This window comes from Vibrio rhodolitus (assembly GCF_003350325.1).
Classification (GTDB): Bacteria; Pseudomonadota; Gammaproteobacteria; order Enterobacterales; family Vibrionaceae; genus Vibrio; species Vibrio rhodolitus.
Genome location: NZ_QLYZ01000005.1, coordinates 150,267 through 166,710, shown reverse-complemented (window position 1 = coordinate 166,710; position 16,444 = coordinate 150,267). Strand labels below are relative to the sequence as shown.

The following is a 16,444-nucleotide window of genomic DNA, read 5'->3' as shown; positions in this document are numbered from 1 at the left end:
AGTTTATAAACCCTTAATTTGCTATCTTTTCAGCGATTTAGTCTTTGCATTTGAGTCATTTTGACAGCTTTATTTTGAGTCAAAATGACACTAAAATAGTAAATGCACTCATTAAAGGTTAGCTCATGCAAGATATTTCGATTTCAACCTTGCTGGATATGACAGCAGGATTAGCCAGTGGTCATAACGATCAAGACCGATTCAACAAATTACTCGATGCCATTCGCAAGGCTGTGCAATGTGATTGCGTCGCCTTACTTGGCTTACAAGGTGATACGCTGGTACCTCTTGCGATACAGGGGGTCACGCGCGATACACTAGGTCGCCGTTTCAAAGTCAGCGACCACCCGCGCTTTGAGCAAATCTGCCAAGCTGAAGGTGTGGTGCGTTTTGATGCCGACTGCCAATTGCCTGACCCATTTGATGGTCTACTACTCGATTACGACGGTGAGCTGCCAATGCACGCATGTATGGGCTTGCCACTGATTTACGCTGAACAACTGCTGGGCGTCTTAACCTTTGATAGTCTCACTCCTAACGTGTTTGATCGTATTCCAGAGCGCAGTTTAGATGCGCTATCGGCGATCGTCGCTTCACACCTTAAGGTGGCGTTAACTGTTTCTCAGCTTGAGCAAAAAGCCAAACAAACCCAGCAAAAGTTGGAAGAGTTAAATCAAGAAGTGTGGGAGCGTGACGGCGGGGAAATCATTGGTAATAGCGCCGCAATGCAAAATCTTAAAGATGATATTGCCGTTGTCGCCTCTTCAGATTTCACCATTTTGATCCACGGTGAAACTGGTGTCGGTAAAGAACTGGTCGCTCGTAGCTTGCACCACCAGTCAACTCGTAGCCACCAGCCACTCATCTACGTTAACTGCGCGGCAATTGCGGAATCATTAATAGAGAGTGAACTGTTTGGTCACGTCAAAGGCGCGTTTACCGGTGCCGATAAATCACGTTTGGGTAAGTTCGCACTAGCAGATGGCGGCACACTGTTTCTTGATGAGATTGGCGAGTTAAGCTTAACTGCGCAGAGTAAACTATTGCGCGCATTGCAAAACAACGAGATTCAGCCCGTGGGGCAAGACTCAGTGCAAAGCATTAATGTACGTGTCTTGGCGGCTACTAACCGCGATTTAAAACAAGAAGTCGAGCAAGGACACTTTCGCGCCGACCTTTATCATCGTCTTAGTGTCTATCCTTTAGCTGTGCCGCCACTGCGTGAGCGAGAGGAAGATGCGGTATTACTCGCTGGTTACTTCCTCGAACAGGCACGTAAAAAGCTTGGTATCGTCCAATTGAAGTTCAGCCGCGACGCACTGCTGCAACTCCCTCGTTATGATTGGCCCGGGAACGTGCGCGAATTAGAACATGTGATAAACCGCGCGGCACTGCGAGCCCGAGCAAAGAGCAACCATGTAGCGACTATTTCTGTTAGCGCCGTCGATCTTGCGTTAACCAACAATGAAGTGACGCCAGCTCAGCCCGAGCCGCTATCAAACAAATCAGCGGCACACCTTACGCAGGTGAAAGATCTGCGCCAAGCCACCGACGAGTACCAAGCTAAATTGATTATCACCGCTTTAGAACAAGCCAAGTTTAACTGGGCGCAAGCGGCAAGGCAGCTTAACCTAGATCGAGCGAACTTAGTCCGCTTAGCCAAACGACTCGGCATACAGGTCACCAAGCAGCACAAGGTTGATTATCGCTAATTCAAAAACCAGCGTTACTTGTATAAACAATATTGTTGTTTATGCAATGTAGCTTAGTTGTTACAATGCAGCGCATAATTATATGAACGAAAAAGGAATGTTATGAAAGTCATCCGTTGGATCTTAGGTCGTATTATTTTGGTCTTGGACTTTGTTTTCTCTCCCCGCGGTGTCAAACGTTCACCTGAAGCTCAGCAAGTAGTCGATCAAAAGGCGGCGCAACTCGCTCTGTATCAATTTGAAGCTTGCCCGTTTTGCGTCAAAGTGCGCCGAGCGATGAAACGCCAATCGGTAAAATTCGACTTAAGAGACGCAAAAAATAATCCGCAGCACCGCTCTGAACTTGAAGCGGGTGGTGGTCGAGTGAAAGTTCCTTGTCTGAGAATTGAAACGGAACAAGGCGTAGAATGGATGTATGAATCTTCGGATATCGTCGCTTATTTAGAAAAAGAATTTGCCTAAACACATCCACGGCAACTATCTTAAAATCATAGAGATATCCCCTTTCTTATCAATTTTTGGATTGGGGAATCTAATCCCAGACACCGCTCTGTCATTGGTTACGAGTAAGACAATTAGTAACTAGGCAGTAAAAGGACACTGTTTAAGGAGTGCGACTGGGTTAATTGAGCCAACCTACCGACAAACTATGCGGGCATAGGCTCTATGTGAGAGATAAGGAGCGTGATTTTATGGATAAATTCACCGTGGTACCGTTTGAGCCTCAACGCATCAAAGCGATTGTTTTCGACCTTGATAACACGCTGGTCAGTTCTGACATGGACTTTTTTTGGTTACGCGATGAACTTGGTTGCCCGGCCGACAGAGACTTACTCACCTTTACCGAAGAGATTCGCTGTCCTGAGCAACGTGCAAATGCTGAGCAGAGGATCCTTGACCATGAGCTTGAAGACGCACGCAGCTCCTACCCGATGCCGGGTTGTGTCACCATCTTAAGATACATTGAGCGCAAAGCACTACACACAGCGATCATCACCCGCAACTGTCTGCAAGCGGCTACCACCAAGGTAAAGCACAACAACCTCAGCATAGAACGCATCATCAGCCGTGAACATTTTGCACCCAAACCCTCTCCCGATGCGCTAAATTCCCTTGCTGATGAATGGCAACTCGCGCCACCAGAAGTGCTGTATGTCGGCGACTACCTGTATGATTTACAAGCGGCGAACAACGCAAACATGCCTTCTTGTCTGGTTGATCACGGTATTAAAAAACCATTTGAGCACCAAGCTTCGGTTGTAGTAAATCATTTAAATGACTTAACTCAGTTGCTAACCTTAACCAATACAGGTAACAATAGGTAACAATTTCAATAATATCAGTCTCAATTGCTCTGGAGGCTCTTACCATCGATGCCTCTGGGGATTCGTTGTGACTGCTATACACTGGTAGGAAGCCAACAATGTCTAAAAACAAAGTGCTGGTTTTATATGCTCACCCGTCGCAGCATCGCTCAGAAGTAAACCAGCCGCTCTTTGATGCGGCGAAAACTATTGAAGGTGTCACCACTGTCGACCTTTACTTCGAATATCCAAGCTACAACATCAATATTGATCGCGAGCAAAAACGCTTGGTCGAGCACGACATCATCATTTTCCAGTTCCCACTATACTGGTATTCCACCCCTGCCATGCTTAAAGAGTGGCAAGATCTGGTATTGGAATATGGCTTTGCCTACGGCAGTCAAGGTACTGCGCTAAAAGGTAAGCGCTTTATGTGTGCTTTATCGGCAGGTGGTCGAGCAGACGCCTATCAAACCGAAGGCTACAACCATTTCACCATTCGTGAGCTGCTTTACCCAATGGAACAAATGGCTGCGCTAACAGGCATGAAATATATGGCTCCACTGGCGCTTTTCGGGGCGCGAACAGCCAAAGAAGAAGGCCGTATTACCCAACATGTTGAGCGCTGGAAAAAGCTACTTACCGCCCTTGTGAGCGATCAATTCGACTATAAACGCGCTTACGAGGTTGAAAAGCTCAACCCATACCTTAAGCAACTGATCTTAGGAGATAAGTAATGACTGGTTATTTTCTGCAGGCATTTATCTATTTGGTTGCTGCGGTTATTGCCGTACCGATTGCTAAACGCCTTGGCTTAGGCTCGGTACTTGGCTATTTGATTGCCGGGGTGATCATTGGTCCGATTATCGGCTTGGTCGGTGAAGAAACCACAACTATTCAACACTTTGCCGAGTTTGGTGTGGTGATGATGCTGTTCCTAGTCGGCTTAGAACTTGAGCCAAAAATGCTGTGGAACATGCGTAATCGGCTACTCGGTCTTGGCGGTCTGCAAGTGGGCGCAACAACCGCAGCGGTGATGGGCATTGCAATGGTATTTAATCAGCCTTGGACCATCGCTTTAGCGATTGGTCTGATTTTTGCGCTCTCTTCAACCGCTATCGTTTTGCAGACCTTCAATGAGAAAGGTCTCACTCGTACCGAAGGCGGACAAAATGCCTTCTCTGTGCTGTTGTTCCAAGATATTGCCGTTATCCCGATGCTGGCATTTATTCCTTTGCTAGCACTGCCTGAGTTAGTCGAAAAAGCCCAAGCAGCGGCTTCTTCAGCGGCAGAGCATCATGAAGAGCTAAGCTTAGTTGCAGGCTTACCGGGTTGGGGCTATGCGTTAGTGATTATTGTCTCTATCGCAGGGTTAGTGGTTGGAGGACACTACTTAAGCCGTCCACTATTTCGCTTTGTCGCAAGCTCAGGTTTGCGCGAGATTTTCACCGCAACTGCATTGATGTTGGTGGTCGGTATTGCTGCCCTGATGAGCCTCGTTGGTCTCTCTCCTGCACTTGGTACTTTCCTTGCTGGCGTTGTGTTGGCAAACAGTGAGTTCCGCCATGAACTTGAGTCAAACATCGACCCATTTAAAGGGCTGCTACTTGGGCTATTCTTTATCACTGTGGGCGCAGGGATCAACTTCGGTATCCTCTTCGATGACTTCTTCCTTATCATTGGCTTAACCCTTGGTGTAATGCTGCTAAAAGCGCTGATCCTGTATGTTCTCGCCTTTTGCTTCCGTATCCGCAAAAGTAACCGCTGGTTATTTACCCTAAGCTTGGCGCAAGCAGGGGAATTTGGTTTTGTGCTACTAAGCTTTACCACGCAAAATCACGTCATCCCACTTGATGTGGCTCAAACGCTCTCTTTGGTCGTGGCGCTTTCTATGTTCCTCACTCCGGGGCTATTTATCTTGTTTGATAAAGTAATTTTGCCTCGCTACCAACAAGCATCAAACGAAGGGGAAGCAGACCAAATCGATGAAAAAGGCACAGTGATCATCGCGGGTATTGGACGTTTTGGTCAAATCATCAACCGCTTGTTGGTTGCGAACGGTATCAAAACTGTAGTGCTTGATCATCAAGCCGACCAAGTTGATATGGTACGACAAATCAATACCAAAGCTTATTTTGGCGATGCGACTCGACCGGATTTATTGCACACCGCAGGAATTGAAGAAGCTGCCATGGTGGTGGTTGCCATGGATAACCGCGACGCTTCACTTGAGCTAGTCAAATACATCAAGCATACCTACCCGAAGGTTAAGATCCTTGCCCGTGCTTTTGACCGTGGTGACAGCTATTTACTGCGTCAGGCCGGTGCCGACATCATCGAATCTGAAACTTATCATTCAGCGCTAGAACTAGGCGCTCATGCGCTAAGAGAGCTTGGTCAACATCCATTCCATGTCGAGCAGCAAAAAGCCAGCTACAAACGCGTGGAAGATAAAAAGTCAGATATGCTTTACCAAGCGTGGCTGGACGATGCCTCTGGCGAGCGATTTGATAACAACTACCGTCAGTTGTTCATTCACCTCGAAGAGCAAATCAAGCTTGCGCTGGCAACCGACAGAGCGGATAAGCATAACAACGATGAGCGCGGTTGGACACCGCCACCGAAAGGGTATGCGGAGGATTTTAAAGATAATCTTTAAAGTGTTTTAACCACTCGCTACTCGATTTGCTCTAGTAATCAAGTAGACTAATATAATATCCCTAAGCCGAGGTTTCCTCGGCTTATCTATAACTAGCGCGCAATCATAATATGACCAACACTCAAGAACTCTCTCTCGCTCGCCAACTTTTCAAGATGACATGGCCAATGCTGTTTGGCGTACTGTCTTTAATGAGCTTTCAGTTGGTAGACAGTGCCTTTATTGGTCAGCTCGGCATTTTACCACTTGCCGCACAAGGCTTTACTCTACCAATCCAGATGATCATTATTGGCATTCAGGTGGGTCTTGGTATCGCTACCACCGCAGTTATCGCCAAAGCGATTGGCGCCAATCAAGCTCGCTATGCGCAGCAGTTAGGCGGGCTCGTCATCGTGATGGGCTCGGTCGGTGTCGCGCTATTTGGCGTACTGATTTATCTGTTGCGTGAACCGCTGCTGTTGATGCTGAGCGCACCAGAAAGTGTCTTTCCCATCATAGATAGTTACTGGATTTATTGGCTAATCAGCTCTTGGACTGGTGCTCTGCTCTATTTTTTCTACAGCGTATGCCGAGCGAATGGCAATACCATGCTCCCGGGAACGCTGATGATGGTGACCAGTCTGATTAACCTTGCGCTTGACCCGCTGTTTATCTTTACCTTTGGCTTGGGCATCAATGGTGCAGCGCTGGCGACCGTGGTCGCATTTGGTATTGGCATTCTTGTTATTGCGCCGAAAGTTACGCGTAAGCAGTGGGTCTGCTTTGACTGGCATGATCTTGACTTACCGGGTAGCTTAAAATCGATTGGTAACATCATGGGACCGGCGATGATAAGTCAATTGCTGCCGCCGCTCTCTTCGATGCTAGCGACTAAGCTGCTGGCGGGTTATGGCACGGCAGCCGTTGCCGCATGGGCTCTGGGTTCACGCTATGAGTTTTTTGCAATTGTTTCAGTGCTCGCTCTGACCATGTCGATGCCACCAATGGTGGGACGCTTATTAGGCGCTAATAAAATCGCAGAAATTCGCCAACTGGTAATCATCGCTTGCAAGTATGTACTTACTTCTCAGCTATTTATTGCTTTACTGACATTGGTCAGCAGTGGCTTCTTGGCTCGCCTGATGACCAGTGATATCAAAGTGGAACAAATTCTAGATTGGCACCTAATGATCGTCCCGTTTAGTTTGGGACCTTTGGGGATTTGTATGCTGATGGTTTCTATCAATAACGCGTTGGGGAAATCCTACACCGCATTAACCATCTCCGCGCTGCGCCTGTTTGCCTTTTTCCTACCTTGCTTATGGTTGGGTTCTTATCTCGGTTGTATTGAGGGTATTTTTTGGGGTGCGTTTATCGGCAACATCGCAGCAGGATTATGTGCTTGGTTTATGTATCAAAATGCGGTGTCTAAAGTTGAGCAACTGGTTGAAGGAAAATAAGTTGCATTAATTTTAACCAACCGTTAACCTGATGAAACATAACAAAGGAATTATTCAATGAAATTTATGTTTACTTACCTGTGGCTCCTTCTCCTTAATGCCTGTAGCCGGTAGGTAAACCTGTGCCTGGCTACGAGTTTGTAGCCAGCTTGCATTGACTCGTAGCCTTTTTTCAAACATCAAGGAACGAGTCAATGACAACACAACCGCAACGCTTATCGTCCTCACTATTTTCCTCCCAACATCAAATTGGATTGCTATGCGCATTCATTGGTTGCCTGCTGTTCTCGCTTAAACCGATTTTAGTCAAACTCGCCTATCAAGCTGGAGGTGACGCTGCGTCAATTATGGCGTTACGTGCCATGAGCTCACTGCCGCTGTATCTGTTCACGTTAATGTATATCTGTAGAAAAGCGAGTGCTCGCAGTAAAGTTCGACAATCAGGGTTAGCCGCAGCAGGTGTTGGAATTTTGGGCTACTACCTTGCCAGCTATTTAGATATCACCGCACTGGAGTTTATCTCGGCTCAACTTGAACGATTATTGATTTTCTTGTTTCCATCCTTCGTGGTGTTGATCAGTTGGGTGGTTTACAAACAAGTACCAAGTAAAACCGTTATTGGTGCAACCATTTTAGGTTATGCCGGTACCGCGCTAATCCTGGCTCATGATTTCCAAACACTTGGTTCATCCGTGACGCTTGGCGCAGCATTGGCCGTCGCCTCTGCATTCGTGTTTGCAATTTACTTAGTCGCCAGCAAACCACTAATCGGCAAGCTAGGTAGTTCGCTATTTACCAGCATTGGGATGGGCAGCGCGGGGGTAACCATTCTTATCCATTTATTGATGAGCGACACCATCATTGCTAATTGGTCTATTGAGTTAATTGTGATTGGGGTTGTGCTTGGTATAGTTTGCACTGTATTGCCATCTTACTTTGTGGCTGCCGGTATGGCGAGGCTGTCACCGACACAACTTAGCTTAACCAACAATGCCGGCCCTGCCATCACTGCCACTTTTGCTGTGCTTATTTTAGGTGAGCTATTCACCGTGTGGCACGCAGTCGGCATGATCTTGGTTATATTCTCAGTTGTTTTGATAAATCGTTCAAAAAACTGAGGTAACCGGAGCAATTAAGTCGTATGATCCGCCAACCTTTTTCGAGTTTCAGTTTATATGAGCAGTAATCATCACCCTATTAAAGGCGCAAGCTGGATGCTGACCGCAGGTCTAGCATTCGCTATTGTTAACAGTTTGGCGCAAGTTGCCAGTATCAACTTCGGGCTATCTTCAACCACGGTCGCTTTGGTTCAATATGCTATCGCGCTTGTGGTGATTTTGCCTTACCTGAAAACGCTGGGCATTCGTCAATCGCTTAGAACCGAGAAGTTAGGCTGGCACATTTTCCGAGTCTTTCTATCGGTTATTGGCATCCAGCTTTGGCTGTGGGCATTGGCTTACCCCGTTCCTATTTGGCAAGGTATTGCGCTGCTAATGACTTCACCTCTGTTTGCCACAATCGGCTCAGGGCTATTTCTTAAAGAAAAAGTGGGCGCTGCACGTTGGGGCGCAACACTGACCGGTTTTATTGGTGCGATGATCATCTTAGAGCCTTGGTCTGATGACTTTAGCTGGGCAACACTGCTTCCGGTTGGCGCCGCTTTTTTCTGGGCATGCTACTCATTGATGGTGAAAAAGCTCTCTTCCGACGACTCGCCATCGACTATGGTGGTTTATCTACTGATCCTTATTACACCATTTAATATCTTGCTCGCGCTGCCTGAATGGCAGACACCATCGGGCTTGAATGTTTGGTTAATCTTACTGGCAGCTGGCGCTGCAACAGCGTTAGCCCAGTGGGCGATCGTTAAAGCTTATTCAGTGGCGGACGCATCATTTGTTCAGCCATTTGATCACGCCAAGTTGCCACTTAATGTGCTGGCTGGCTGGGTTGTCTTTGGCTGGGTACCACCTGGTAGGCTTTGGCTAGGCGCCGCGATTATCATTGCTTCGGTAGCCTTTATTACCCAATGGGAAAGCAGAAAAACACGAATAACCAAAGCTTGATGAAAGAAAAGCTCTCGTCAGTCGTTCTACTTAAATAACTGCTGTTTAGACAAGTTACTGTTTTGATAATTCTGAACTAAATTTTGTTTAAACAGTAAAAAGAAGAACGACAATTTGGCTAAGGCGAGTGTTCTTAAAGCGCCTTGCAAAAGACCTTTAGGGAGATCAGCATGACAACACCAATTAAGATTACACTCTATCGCTGGGCAGGCAGTTGGGGACCATTTAAGGTCAATATTCCTTGTGGCGAATGCACGCTGACCAAAGATATTCTGCAAGATACTTTTGACAATGAGTTGGCGGGGATCCCAATTGAGCTTGAGGTGAAAGATTGGTTATCTCATTGGTGGGAGCCACTGAAGCTCGGCGCTTGGCATGCACCTATCTTGGTCGTTGAAGGTAAAGTGATTAGCCAAGGTGAAGCGTTAAACCGTGGCGTGCTGGTTCAGTCCGTGATTCAAAACTGGACCAAACAAGATACGCTTAAAGGCAATATCGTTTACGGCAAAGCCACCTGCCCTTTCTGCGTAAAAGCGAAGAAGATGCTCGACGATGCGGGAATCGAGTATCAATACCACGACGTAGTTAAAGATAGCGCCGCACTGTATCGTATGATCCCGGAAGTTAAAGCCATCATCGGTATGAAAACACCTGTGACCGTGCCGCAAATCTGGCTCGATGGTCAGTACATTGGCGGGGCTGATAACCTTGAGGCATGGATTGAAAAAAAGGGACTAAATAAAATGCCTGATAATGTCGTCAACCTAGAAGCCAGCCAAGGCTAAGAAGTTAAAACAAATAACCCCAGCAATAGGCTGGGGTTATTTTTAAGCTCTAAGGCAAAGTCAGCAATGCTTAGCTGCGCTTTGGCTGCTGGTAAGTCTTACCTGCCGCTTGGTAAGTCTCTTTGCGCTTTACTTCAAACATCGCATCGAAGAACCACGCAACGAAACGTATAACATCATCACCTTCGTTCATTACGTGCTCAACGTACTCTTGCTCTTCGCCCTGCTCATTTTCATGAGTGGTGACATGGTAAATGCGTTTTTCACCATCAACTTCGGCTAAAGCAAATTGACCTGCTAGCGATTCCGCTGCCTCAGCAACTTCTTGGTCTTCACTCGCTTTTAATAGCGCTAATGCTTGCGGTAGGCTTTCTTGTTGGCTCGCTTCTTTTACTAAAGCTTCAAATTGTTTGTGTTCCATAACGTCACCTAAAGGCAATAAATATTCAGATCGGCGGCATTGTATACCTAAGCAATGGCGAGATGCTAGCATCAGCGTAATTCCCTGCTTTTTCTGTTGCTTGTCAAATCCGAGCAAAACTCCCCAATCCACTCTCGACTTTTACTTGAATTTCATTACTGTGTGCGTAAATTCAAAAGTGGTGCCAAAGCGGTTTAACAAGGAAATAAAATGGATTGGTTGCAAAGTGCTAAAAGCTATATTTTAGTCGTGGATGAAGGCAGTTTTAATGGTGCCGCAAGGAGAATGAACACCACCAGCTCCGCTATCAGCAAGCGTATCCATTGGTTAGAAGAGCGTATTGGCGTGCAATTGCTTAAGCGCACCACGCGCACCGTCACTCAAACAGAAGCCGGCGCTCTGTTCTATCAACGAGCCAAAGTGCAACTCGATGGCTGGCAATCCATTGTCGATGAGACTCGCTCTATTGACCAATCACCTGCGGGGCTTTTAAAAATTGGCGCCACTTTAGCGGTCGGCTCAAAGTTTCTGGTGCAATACCTCGATGACTTTCTCGCCCTGTATCCCGATATTTCTATTCAGCTAACCACCACCACACCAGGGCAACTTCCCGCACTGAGTTTAGATCTGTTTATCAGTCGTGAAATTGAGCAGCTCAATTCACTCAGCTTTAAAGCCACTCGCCTATTTGAGCACAAGGCGGGCTTTTACGCCTCGCCACGATATTTAGAGCAATATGGTGAGCCAGTCGATGTCGAAGATCTTGAGCAACATAACATGCTCAATTGGGGTGAAAGCCCACAGCGAGAAGTGAAATTATCTAAAGGGCAGCGTATTTTACTTACCGGAAATTTCGCCACGACTAATCCAGAAGCACTGTTTTACGCGGCAAAAGCTGGTATGGGTATTTTGCTAACCAATGACGTGATGATTAAAGAAGAGCTTAAAATTGGCACGCTCAAACGCATCTTACCAAATATCAGTGCGGATGAAGCAACTGTCTATGCTTACTACCCAAAGCTGGATTATCAGAACACACGTACTCAACTGTTTTTGGATTACTTAAAAGCTCGATTAGGATAAAAAACTCGACTCAGTTTGAAAAAATATGCCACTTGTACCATATTTAGTGCAACAGACATGCACAGCAAGGTGACAAAGATCACTTTTAATAAGGAGATGTCAGGTGGCCCAAAAGACTACATCCACGCTCTCAATTGATGTTGATACCATAGATAAGATCGTTGCTCTTGATGGTCAGGAGCTTCTGCATCAAGTCACCATGGTCCTGCATCAAAAGTTTGGCAGCCAATGCACCTGTATAGTTGAACTCGACAAACTGAACTTCTTCGCTCAGACCTTATCCTTTGCTTGTCAAAAACAGATCCAGACGCCATTTTGCTACTCTTTAGCCGGCACGCCTTGTCATGAAGTGAGTAAATCAGCGCAATTATTTTGCTTATACAGCGACAACGTCGCGCAAAACTTCCCAGAGGATGTATTCTTAGCTGAGAATGGCATCCAAGCCTATCTTGGTGTGCCGCTGCGCGCCAGTAACGGCGAGAACTTAGGGATATTGCTTTCTACTTTCACCACGCCGCTAAATGATATGGATGAAGAGAGTAAGAGCCGGCTTATCTATCATCACACTTTTTTTGCCAATATCATCGTGCACAGTCTGCGAGCAAAATGGTTTTCTTCCCGTTCAGAAAGCTTGGTCAATCAACTCAGCCATGAAATCTCCCACGATGCACTAACCGGGCTACTCAATCGTAGTCGACTGTCTGATATGCTCGAAGGATATGCCGAAAGCTACCACCAGCCTATTACGCTGGTCTATATCGATATTGATAACTTCAAATCAATCAACAACCTATATGGTAACTATATCGGCGATCAGGTATTAAAATATGTCGCGATGACCATTGAAGAGCAGCAACCAGAGCAAAACCACGCCTTTCGTATTTCTGGTGACGAATTTGCCTTTATCACCTTTTCCAACGACCCGATTACGATTTGCCAGAACATCATGCTCAAGCTGCGCAGTGGTTATCGAGACGCCTCACACAACATCAAAATTGGCGCCAGCATTGGGCTTGCCTGTAAATCAGACAGCTCCGTCTCAGCGGATCAATTAATGCTCAACACTTCGTTAGCGCTGAAAGACTGTAAGCAGTCTCCTAACCACCGTATTCAAAGCTACGATACCCATTTAAGCACCCAATATTATCGTCGTACTTTGATTATTGATGCGCTGCGCAAAGAGCTGGATAACACCAACTATGACGAAAGTGAAATCTACGTTGTACTGCAGCCTATCGTAACCGTCGGACAAGATGCTTGGGACTATTTTGAAACGCTTGCTCGTTGGGAAAGCGATACGTTAGGCAACATCTCACCGATGGAGTTTATCGAGGCAGCTGAACAATCTGGGTTAATCGTAGAGTTGGGCGAGAGAATCGTTGAGTTGGCTTGCAAAGCGAAATACGATCTCGAGCAGGGTCTGGGCTATAAAGTACGCTTGAGCTTAAACTGCTCTGCGCATGAACTGGCAGACTCAGCGCGCTATCTACATCAGCTCAGCCATTCATTGAAAAAGTATGATTTTCAACCCAATGAGTTCACCATCGAGTTGACCGAAACCGTGCTGCTTTCGCAAACCAATGAAGTGCGTTTTATCTTGGATAAACTCCGCTCGCAGGGCTTTACCGTCGCACTGGATGATTTTGGTACCGGATACTCAAGCCTTAACTATATTCATAGCTATCCGATTGATGCGATTAAAATTGACGCCACGTTTGTGCGCAACATTCTGTTTAATGAAACCGCAGAACGGGTAGTAAACTTGATCATTCAGCTCGCCAAGCAACTCAAAGTGAACTTAATTGCTGAAGGGGTAGAAAATGAAAGTGAGCTGCAAAAACTCGCTCAGATGGGCTGCAACCAAATTCAAGGTTACTACTTCTCACGACCAGAAAAACCCGGCAGTTTGATTCAGCGTTATCGCGAGTCAAGCTTAGAAGTAAAACGCGAGTAAGCAGAGGGTATCAGGCTTACCACAGTCAAGGTGAAGGCGCCGTTAAAACGGCACCTCAACTTGCATCATTAGGTTGTCTTGCTGGTCTTCATGCCACATATAGTCGAGCCTTAATCTAGGCTCACCCGCTTCCTTCTCACCAAAACCCACGCTAAATTGTAAACCGTGATTCATTAACCACTCTTGCGTGGTCATTTCCTCTTCATCTTCTTCTGGAGACCAAACACCAATACCAAAGTAACTGCTGGAAAAATGCTGACTCAAAAAAGGATTAGTTTGCGCTTTGAGTACCCAATCTGACCAATAATCAGAGTAATCTTTGCCAGCAGGGCGCTGCAACGCATCGTAATCAAGCTCACCAAGCGCTGGATAATCCGCAGACAATTTAACGGGTACACAATCACGAAATTTATCGTAAGTGTCAGGAATCGCTATCTGCTCAGCAACCCCATAATAGGTTTTTTCGCAAGCAACGGCACTAACCGAAAGCAGACCAAAAACAAGCGCAAGGCTCATCTTCGTCATATCTACCTCAAACAAAAGTTAAGACTATTTTTATTGTTCTTTATATCAATTACTAAGGCGTAACTATAGCTCAGTATATTTAGTAATAGTGATTTTCAGTCAAAATTTTGCAAACTTTCGTTGTAGTCAGGTGGTCTATCGGCAGGTTCTGCTGCAGTGCTTGGCGAATATCCGTACTTCTAACCGCAATCTTTTCCGGGCAAGCCATCAAACTCCAACGTTTAGCAATCTCTTCTGCTTTGAAAAACTTACTAAAGTTGAACAGATTGTCCGGTCCCATAACAAAGGTAATGCCTGCTTGAGGGTGTTGTTCTTGCAGCGCACACAACACCGCAAAGGTGGTTACCGCTTCTTGGTTGGCTTCAAATAGCTGCTGTTCAATCGTGCAACACTCGACATTGTGTGCGCTAAGATCGCTAATGAAAGCTTCAACCAGCTCAACCCTTAGCGAATAATCCAACATTTCTTTGCCCCAAGCGTGCGCGATGCTTGGCAACAGCAATACGCGGTCAAAATGCCCCAATGACTCAATCACACTGCGGTGACCCAAACTCGGTGGGTTAAATGCGCTTCCAAATACAGCGATCTTTGTCATTTTTTGCCCTTATGTGCGACGAAATCCGTGATCTCGGTTTTCTATTTATTGGTTTTCGGTATGATACTGACTATACCCAAGCAACTTCAAGATGCTGCATGATAAGTATCCTACTGAAGCAAGTATATCGAGGTTACTTTGGTATAAACCTAATTATTTATATAACTATGCTGCAGGAAGAAAACTAATGGAACAGTTGATTCGCGATGAAATGCGCGTTCTACCATCGATTGACCCTCATTTTGAAATCACTCGCCGTGTTGATTTCATCAAACGCAAATTGACCGAAGCGGGTTGTAAAGCTCTTGTGCTTGGTATCAGCGGGGGTGTTGACTCTACCACTTGCGGACGTTTAGCGCAGCTTGCGGTAGACCAACTCAACGAAGAGCATGGCGGTGGTTACCAGTTTATTGCTGTTCGCCTACCTTACGGCGAACAACAAGATGAAGACGAAGCACAACTTGCTCTGAAGTTTATTCAACCAAGTCACTCGGTTTCCGTTAATATCAAACAAGGTGTGGATGGATTGCATGCAGCGTCTCATGTAGCACTTGAAGGCACAGGTTTAACTCCGCAGGACAAAGCAAAAGTCGACTTTGTTAAAGGCAACGTTAAAGCCCGTGCACGCATGGTCGCTCAATACGAAATCGCAGGTTATGTAGGCGGTCTAGTACTTGGCACTGATCACTCAGCTGAGAACATCACTGGTTTTTACACTAAGTTTGGCGATGGTGCTTGTGATATGGCACCACTGTTTGGTTTGAGTAAGCGTCAAGTGCGTGAAGTTGCGGCGACGCTGGGCGCGCCAGAGCAGCTAGTGAAAAAAGTACCGACCGCAGATCTAGAAGAATTGGCGCCACAAAAAGCCGATGAAGATGCACTTAACCTCACTTACGAGCAGATTGATGACTTCCTTGAAGGCAAGCCTGTAAGTAGCGAAGTTTCTGAGAGATTGGTTAAGATTTACCAAATGACACAACATAAACGTCAACCAATTCCGACGATTTACGACTAGGTCTTCAATACCAACAAGGGAGCTTAACGGCTCCCTTGTTCATTCTAGCTCAAGTGATTAGCATGGCTGCATGCAGGTTAACTGTCTGGTAACCCTTAAGCGCGCTCTTCCAGACTAATATTGTTATTTGCCCACAGCAGCGCTTGTAAGCGATTCTTGGCATTTATCTTCTTAAAGATATTGTGCAGGTGGGTCTTGACGGTATTCTCGCTGACAAATAGCTCGTCAGCGATTTGCTGATTTGATGCGCCTTGACCGAGTAAACGCATGATCTCTTTTTCACGCTTAGTTAGGTTGGCATAGACTTGCGACGTGGTCACCACATTCGCACTGCGAAAATGTTCAATATAATCTTGGGCGACACGGCGCGATAACCACATCTCATCAGACATGATTTTCTTCATCCCTTTCAGCAATAGATTCATTTCATCTTCGACGTAAAACACGCCAACAAGGTTGCGCCATTTGAACAGTTGCGCAGAAGAAACATCCTTAGGGCAGTTAATTACGATCTCTTTGCCGTTAACGTTACTCTCATTACGCAGGTTATTGTAGATCTCGAAATTGCTCGCATCGAAATAGTTATAATCGATCAAGATATAATCACCCAAAGATGGGACACCTTGCGCAGCTTTGGTATGAAAATCTTCTAGTGAGATCAAATCCACCTCTTGTTCAATTCCCCGCTCAAGCGAGTCTTTAAACAATCGAGATTGCATGCTGACATCTGAAAGCAATGTAATTTGGGGGCTAAGGCTCATGATCAATTCTCCAACTAGACGTTACTGCTTATTTAAAACTATCGTTTAGTCACAATTAGTCAACATCACCTATACGCATATACTTGTACAACATTGATTAAAAGACATCCATTACAATCACTTAA

General features: G+C 45.9%; 16 protein-coding genes. 12 read left to right on the top strand and 4 right to left on the bottom strand.

What is annotated here, in order from left to right:
- Positions 1 to 125 precede the first annotated feature (125 nt).
- The 9 genes from norR (at position 126) to DPF93_RS07355 (ending at position 9,965) form a co-directional block, all read left to right on the top strand.
- The gene (gene norR, locus DPF93_RS07395) at positions 126 to 1,712 is read left to right on the top strand and encodes a nitric oxide reductase transcriptional regulator NorR (protein WP_114765566.1); all 1,587 of its coding nucleotides are present in this window, start codon (positions 126 to 128) and stop codon (positions 1,710 to 1,712) included.
- 102 nt (positions 1,713 to 1,814) lie between these two features.
- Complete coding sequence (locus DPF93_RS07390; RefSeq protein WP_114765565.1) at positions 1,815 to 2,174, top strand: glutaredoxin family protein; 360 nt, start codon at positions 1,815 to 1,817, stop codon at positions 2,172 to 2,174.
- Between the two features lie 230 nt (positions 2,175 to 2,404).
- A complete protein-coding gene (locus tag DPF93_RS07385; protein ID WP_114765564.1) occupies positions 2,405 to 3,037 on the top strand; it encodes an HAD family hydrolase in 633 nt (210 codons plus the stop codon).
- A 98-nt stretch (positions 3,038 to 3,135) separates the two neighbouring features.
- A complete protein-coding gene (locus DPF93_RS07380; protein WP_114765563.1) occupies positions 3,136 to 3,753 on the top strand; it encodes an NAD(P)H-dependent oxidoreductase in 618 nt (205 codons plus the stop codon).
- The gene (locus DPF93_RS07375; RefSeq protein WP_114765562.1) at positions 3,753 to 5,675 is read left to right on the top strand and encodes a monovalent cation:proton antiporter-2 (CPA2) family protein; all 1,923 of its coding nucleotides are present in this window, start codon (positions 3,753 to 3,755) and stop codon (positions 5,673 to 5,675) included. Before DPF93_RS07380 ends, DPF93_RS07375 begins: the two co-directional genes overlap by 1 nt.
- A gap of 110 nt (positions 5,676 to 5,785) precedes the next feature.
- Entirely contained in the window at positions 5,786 to 7,114 is a 1,329-nt protein-coding gene (locus DPF93_RS07370) for an MATE family efflux transporter (RefSeq protein WP_114765561.1), read from the top strand.
- A gap of 194 nt (positions 7,115 to 7,308) precedes the next feature.
- A complete protein-coding gene (locus DPF93_RS07365; RefSeq protein ID WP_114765560.1) occupies positions 7,309 to 8,232 on the top strand; it encodes a DMT family transporter in 924 nt (307 codons plus the stop codon).
- 57 nt (positions 8,233 to 8,289) lie between these two features.
- Positions 8,290 to 9,180, top strand: a complete 891-nt coding sequence (locus tag DPF93_RS07360) for a DMT family transporter (protein ID WP_114765559.1) — start codon at positions 8,290 to 8,292, stop codon at positions 9,178 to 9,180.
- A gap of 170 nt (positions 9,181 to 9,350) precedes the next feature.
- On the top strand, positions 9,351 to 9,965 hold the full coding sequence (locus tag DPF93_RS07355; protein ID WP_114765558.1) for a glutaredoxin domain-containing protein: 615 nt from the start codon (positions 9,351 to 9,353) through the stop codon (positions 9,963 to 9,965).
- Between the two features lie 70 nt (positions 9,966 to 10,035).
- Here the strand turns inward: DPF93_RS07355 and DPF93_RS07350 are convergent, their stop codons facing one another.
- Positions 10,036 to 10,386 (bottom strand): hypothetical protein, encoded by a 351-nt coding sequence (locus DPF93_RS07350; protein ID WP_114765557.1) that lies wholly within the window; start codon positions 10,384 to 10,386, stop codon positions 10,036 to 10,038.
- 210 nt (positions 10,387 to 10,596) lie between these two features.
- Between DPF93_RS07350 and DPF93_RS07345 the strand changes: the two genes are divergently transcribed.
- Together DPF93_RS07345 and DPF93_RS07340 are read left to right on the top strand one after the other, a co-directional pair.
- Positions 10,597 to 11,469, top strand: coding sequence for a LysR family transcriptional regulator (locus tag DPF93_RS07345; protein ID WP_114765556.1), 873 nt, complete (start codon positions 10,597 to 10,599; stop codon positions 11,467 to 11,469).
- A gap of 103 nt (positions 11,470 to 11,572) precedes the next feature.
- Positions 11,573 to 13,423: a putative bifunctional diguanylate cyclase/phosphodiesterase gene (locus DPF93_RS07340; RefSeq protein WP_244204697.1), complete on the top strand. Its 1,851-nt coding sequence runs from the start codon at positions 11,573 to 11,575 to the stop codon at positions 13,421 to 13,423.
- 42 nt (positions 13,424 to 13,465) lie between these two features.
- On the opposite strand, the gene DPF93_RS07335 is transcribed toward DPF93_RS07340, so the two are convergent.
- Together DPF93_RS07335 and DPF93_RS07330 are read right to left on the bottom strand one after the other, a co-directional pair.
- Positions 13,466 to 13,948, bottom strand: coding sequence for a hypothetical protein (locus DPF93_RS07335; RefSeq protein ID WP_114765555.1), 483 nt, complete (start codon positions 13,946 to 13,948; stop codon positions 13,466 to 13,468).
- 79 nt (positions 13,949 to 14,027) lie between these two features.
- Positions 14,028 to 14,543 carry a nicotinate-nicotinamide nucleotide adenylyltransferase gene (locus DPF93_RS07330; RefSeq protein WP_114765554.1) on the bottom strand — a complete coding sequence of 172 codons (516 nt, stop codon included), beginning with the start codon at positions 14,541 to 14,543 and terminating at the stop codon, positions 14,028 to 14,030.
- Between the two features lie 187 nt (positions 14,544 to 14,730).
- Between DPF93_RS07330 and nadE the strand changes: the two genes are divergently transcribed.
- On the top strand, positions 14,731 to 15,558 hold the full coding sequence (nadE, locus tag DPF93_RS07325; RefSeq protein WP_114765553.1) for an ammonia-dependent NAD(+) synthetase: 828 nt from the start codon (positions 14,731 to 14,733) through the stop codon (positions 15,556 to 15,558).
- Between the two features lie 95 nt (positions 15,559 to 15,653).
- Here the strand turns inward: nadE and DPF93_RS07320 are convergent, their stop codons facing one another.
- Entirely contained in the window at positions 15,654 to 16,319 is a 666-nt protein-coding gene (locus DPF93_RS07320; protein WP_208638774.1) for a LuxR C-terminal-related transcriptional regulator, read from the bottom strand.
- Positions 16,320 to 16,444 lie beyond the last annotated feature (125 nt).

What these genes read in the sequence shown, in the direction of transcription:
- DPF93_RS07350 (WP_114765557.1), bottom strand. Translation starts at nt 10,386, where the DNA reads ATGGAACACAAACAATTTGAAGCTTTAGTAAAAGAAGCGAGCCAACAA.
- DPF93_RS07380 (WP_114765563.1), top strand. Translation starts at nt 3,136, where the DNA reads ATGTCTAAAAACAAAGTGCTGGTTTTATATGCTCACCCGTCGCAGCAT.
- DPF93_RS07360 (WP_114765559.1), top strand. Translation starts at nt 8,290, where the DNA reads ATGAGCAGTAATCATCACCCTATTAAAGGCGCAAGCTGGATGCTGACC.
- DPF93_RS07355 (WP_114765558.1), top strand. Translation starts at nt 9,351, where the DNA reads ATGACAACACCAATTAAGATTACACTCTATCGCTGGGCAGGCAGTTGG.
- nadE (WP_114765553.1), top strand. Translation starts at nt 14,731, where the DNA reads ATGGAACAGTTGATTCGCGATGAAATGCGCGTTCTACCATCGATTGAC.
- DPF93_RS07345 (WP_114765556.1), top strand. Translation starts at nt 10,597, where the DNA reads ATGGATTGGTTGCAAAGTGCTAAAAGCTATATTTTAGTCGTGGATGAA.
- DPF93_RS07385 (WP_114765564.1), top strand. Translation starts at nt 2,405, where the DNA reads ATGGATAAATTCACCGTGGTACCGTTTGAGCCTCAACGCATCAAAGCG.
- DPF93_RS07365 (WP_114765560.1), top strand. Translation starts at nt 7,309, where the DNA reads ATGACAACACAACCGCAACGCTTATCGTCCTCACTATTTTCCTCCCAA.
- DPF93_RS07320 (WP_208638774.1), bottom strand. Translation starts at nt 16,319, where the DNA reads ATGAGCCTTAGCCCCCAAATTACATTGCTTTCAGATGTCAGCATGCAA.
- DPF93_RS07335 (WP_114765555.1), bottom strand. Translation starts at nt 13,948, where the DNA reads ATGACGAAGATGAGCCTTGCGCTTGTTTTTGGTCTGCTTTCGGTTAGT.
- DPF93_RS07375 (WP_114765562.1), top strand. Translation starts at nt 3,753, where the DNA reads ATGACTGGTTATTTTCTGCAGGCATTTATCTATTTGGTTGCTGCGGTT.
- norR (WP_114765566.1), top strand. Translation starts at nt 126, where the DNA reads ATGCAAGATATTTCGATTTCAACCTTGCTGGATATGACAGCAGGATTA.
- DPF93_RS07330 (WP_114765554.1), bottom strand. Translation starts at nt 14,543, where the DNA reads ATGACAAAGATCGCTGTATTTGGAAGCGCATTTAACCCACCGAGTTTG.
- DPF93_RS07390 (WP_114765565.1), top strand. Translation starts at nt 1,815, where the DNA reads ATGAAAGTCATCCGTTGGATCTTAGGTCGTATTATTTTGGTCTTGGAC.
- DPF93_RS07370 (WP_114765561.1), top strand. Translation starts at nt 5,786, where the DNA reads ATGACCAACACTCAAGAACTCTCTCTCGCTCGCCAACTTTTCAAGATG.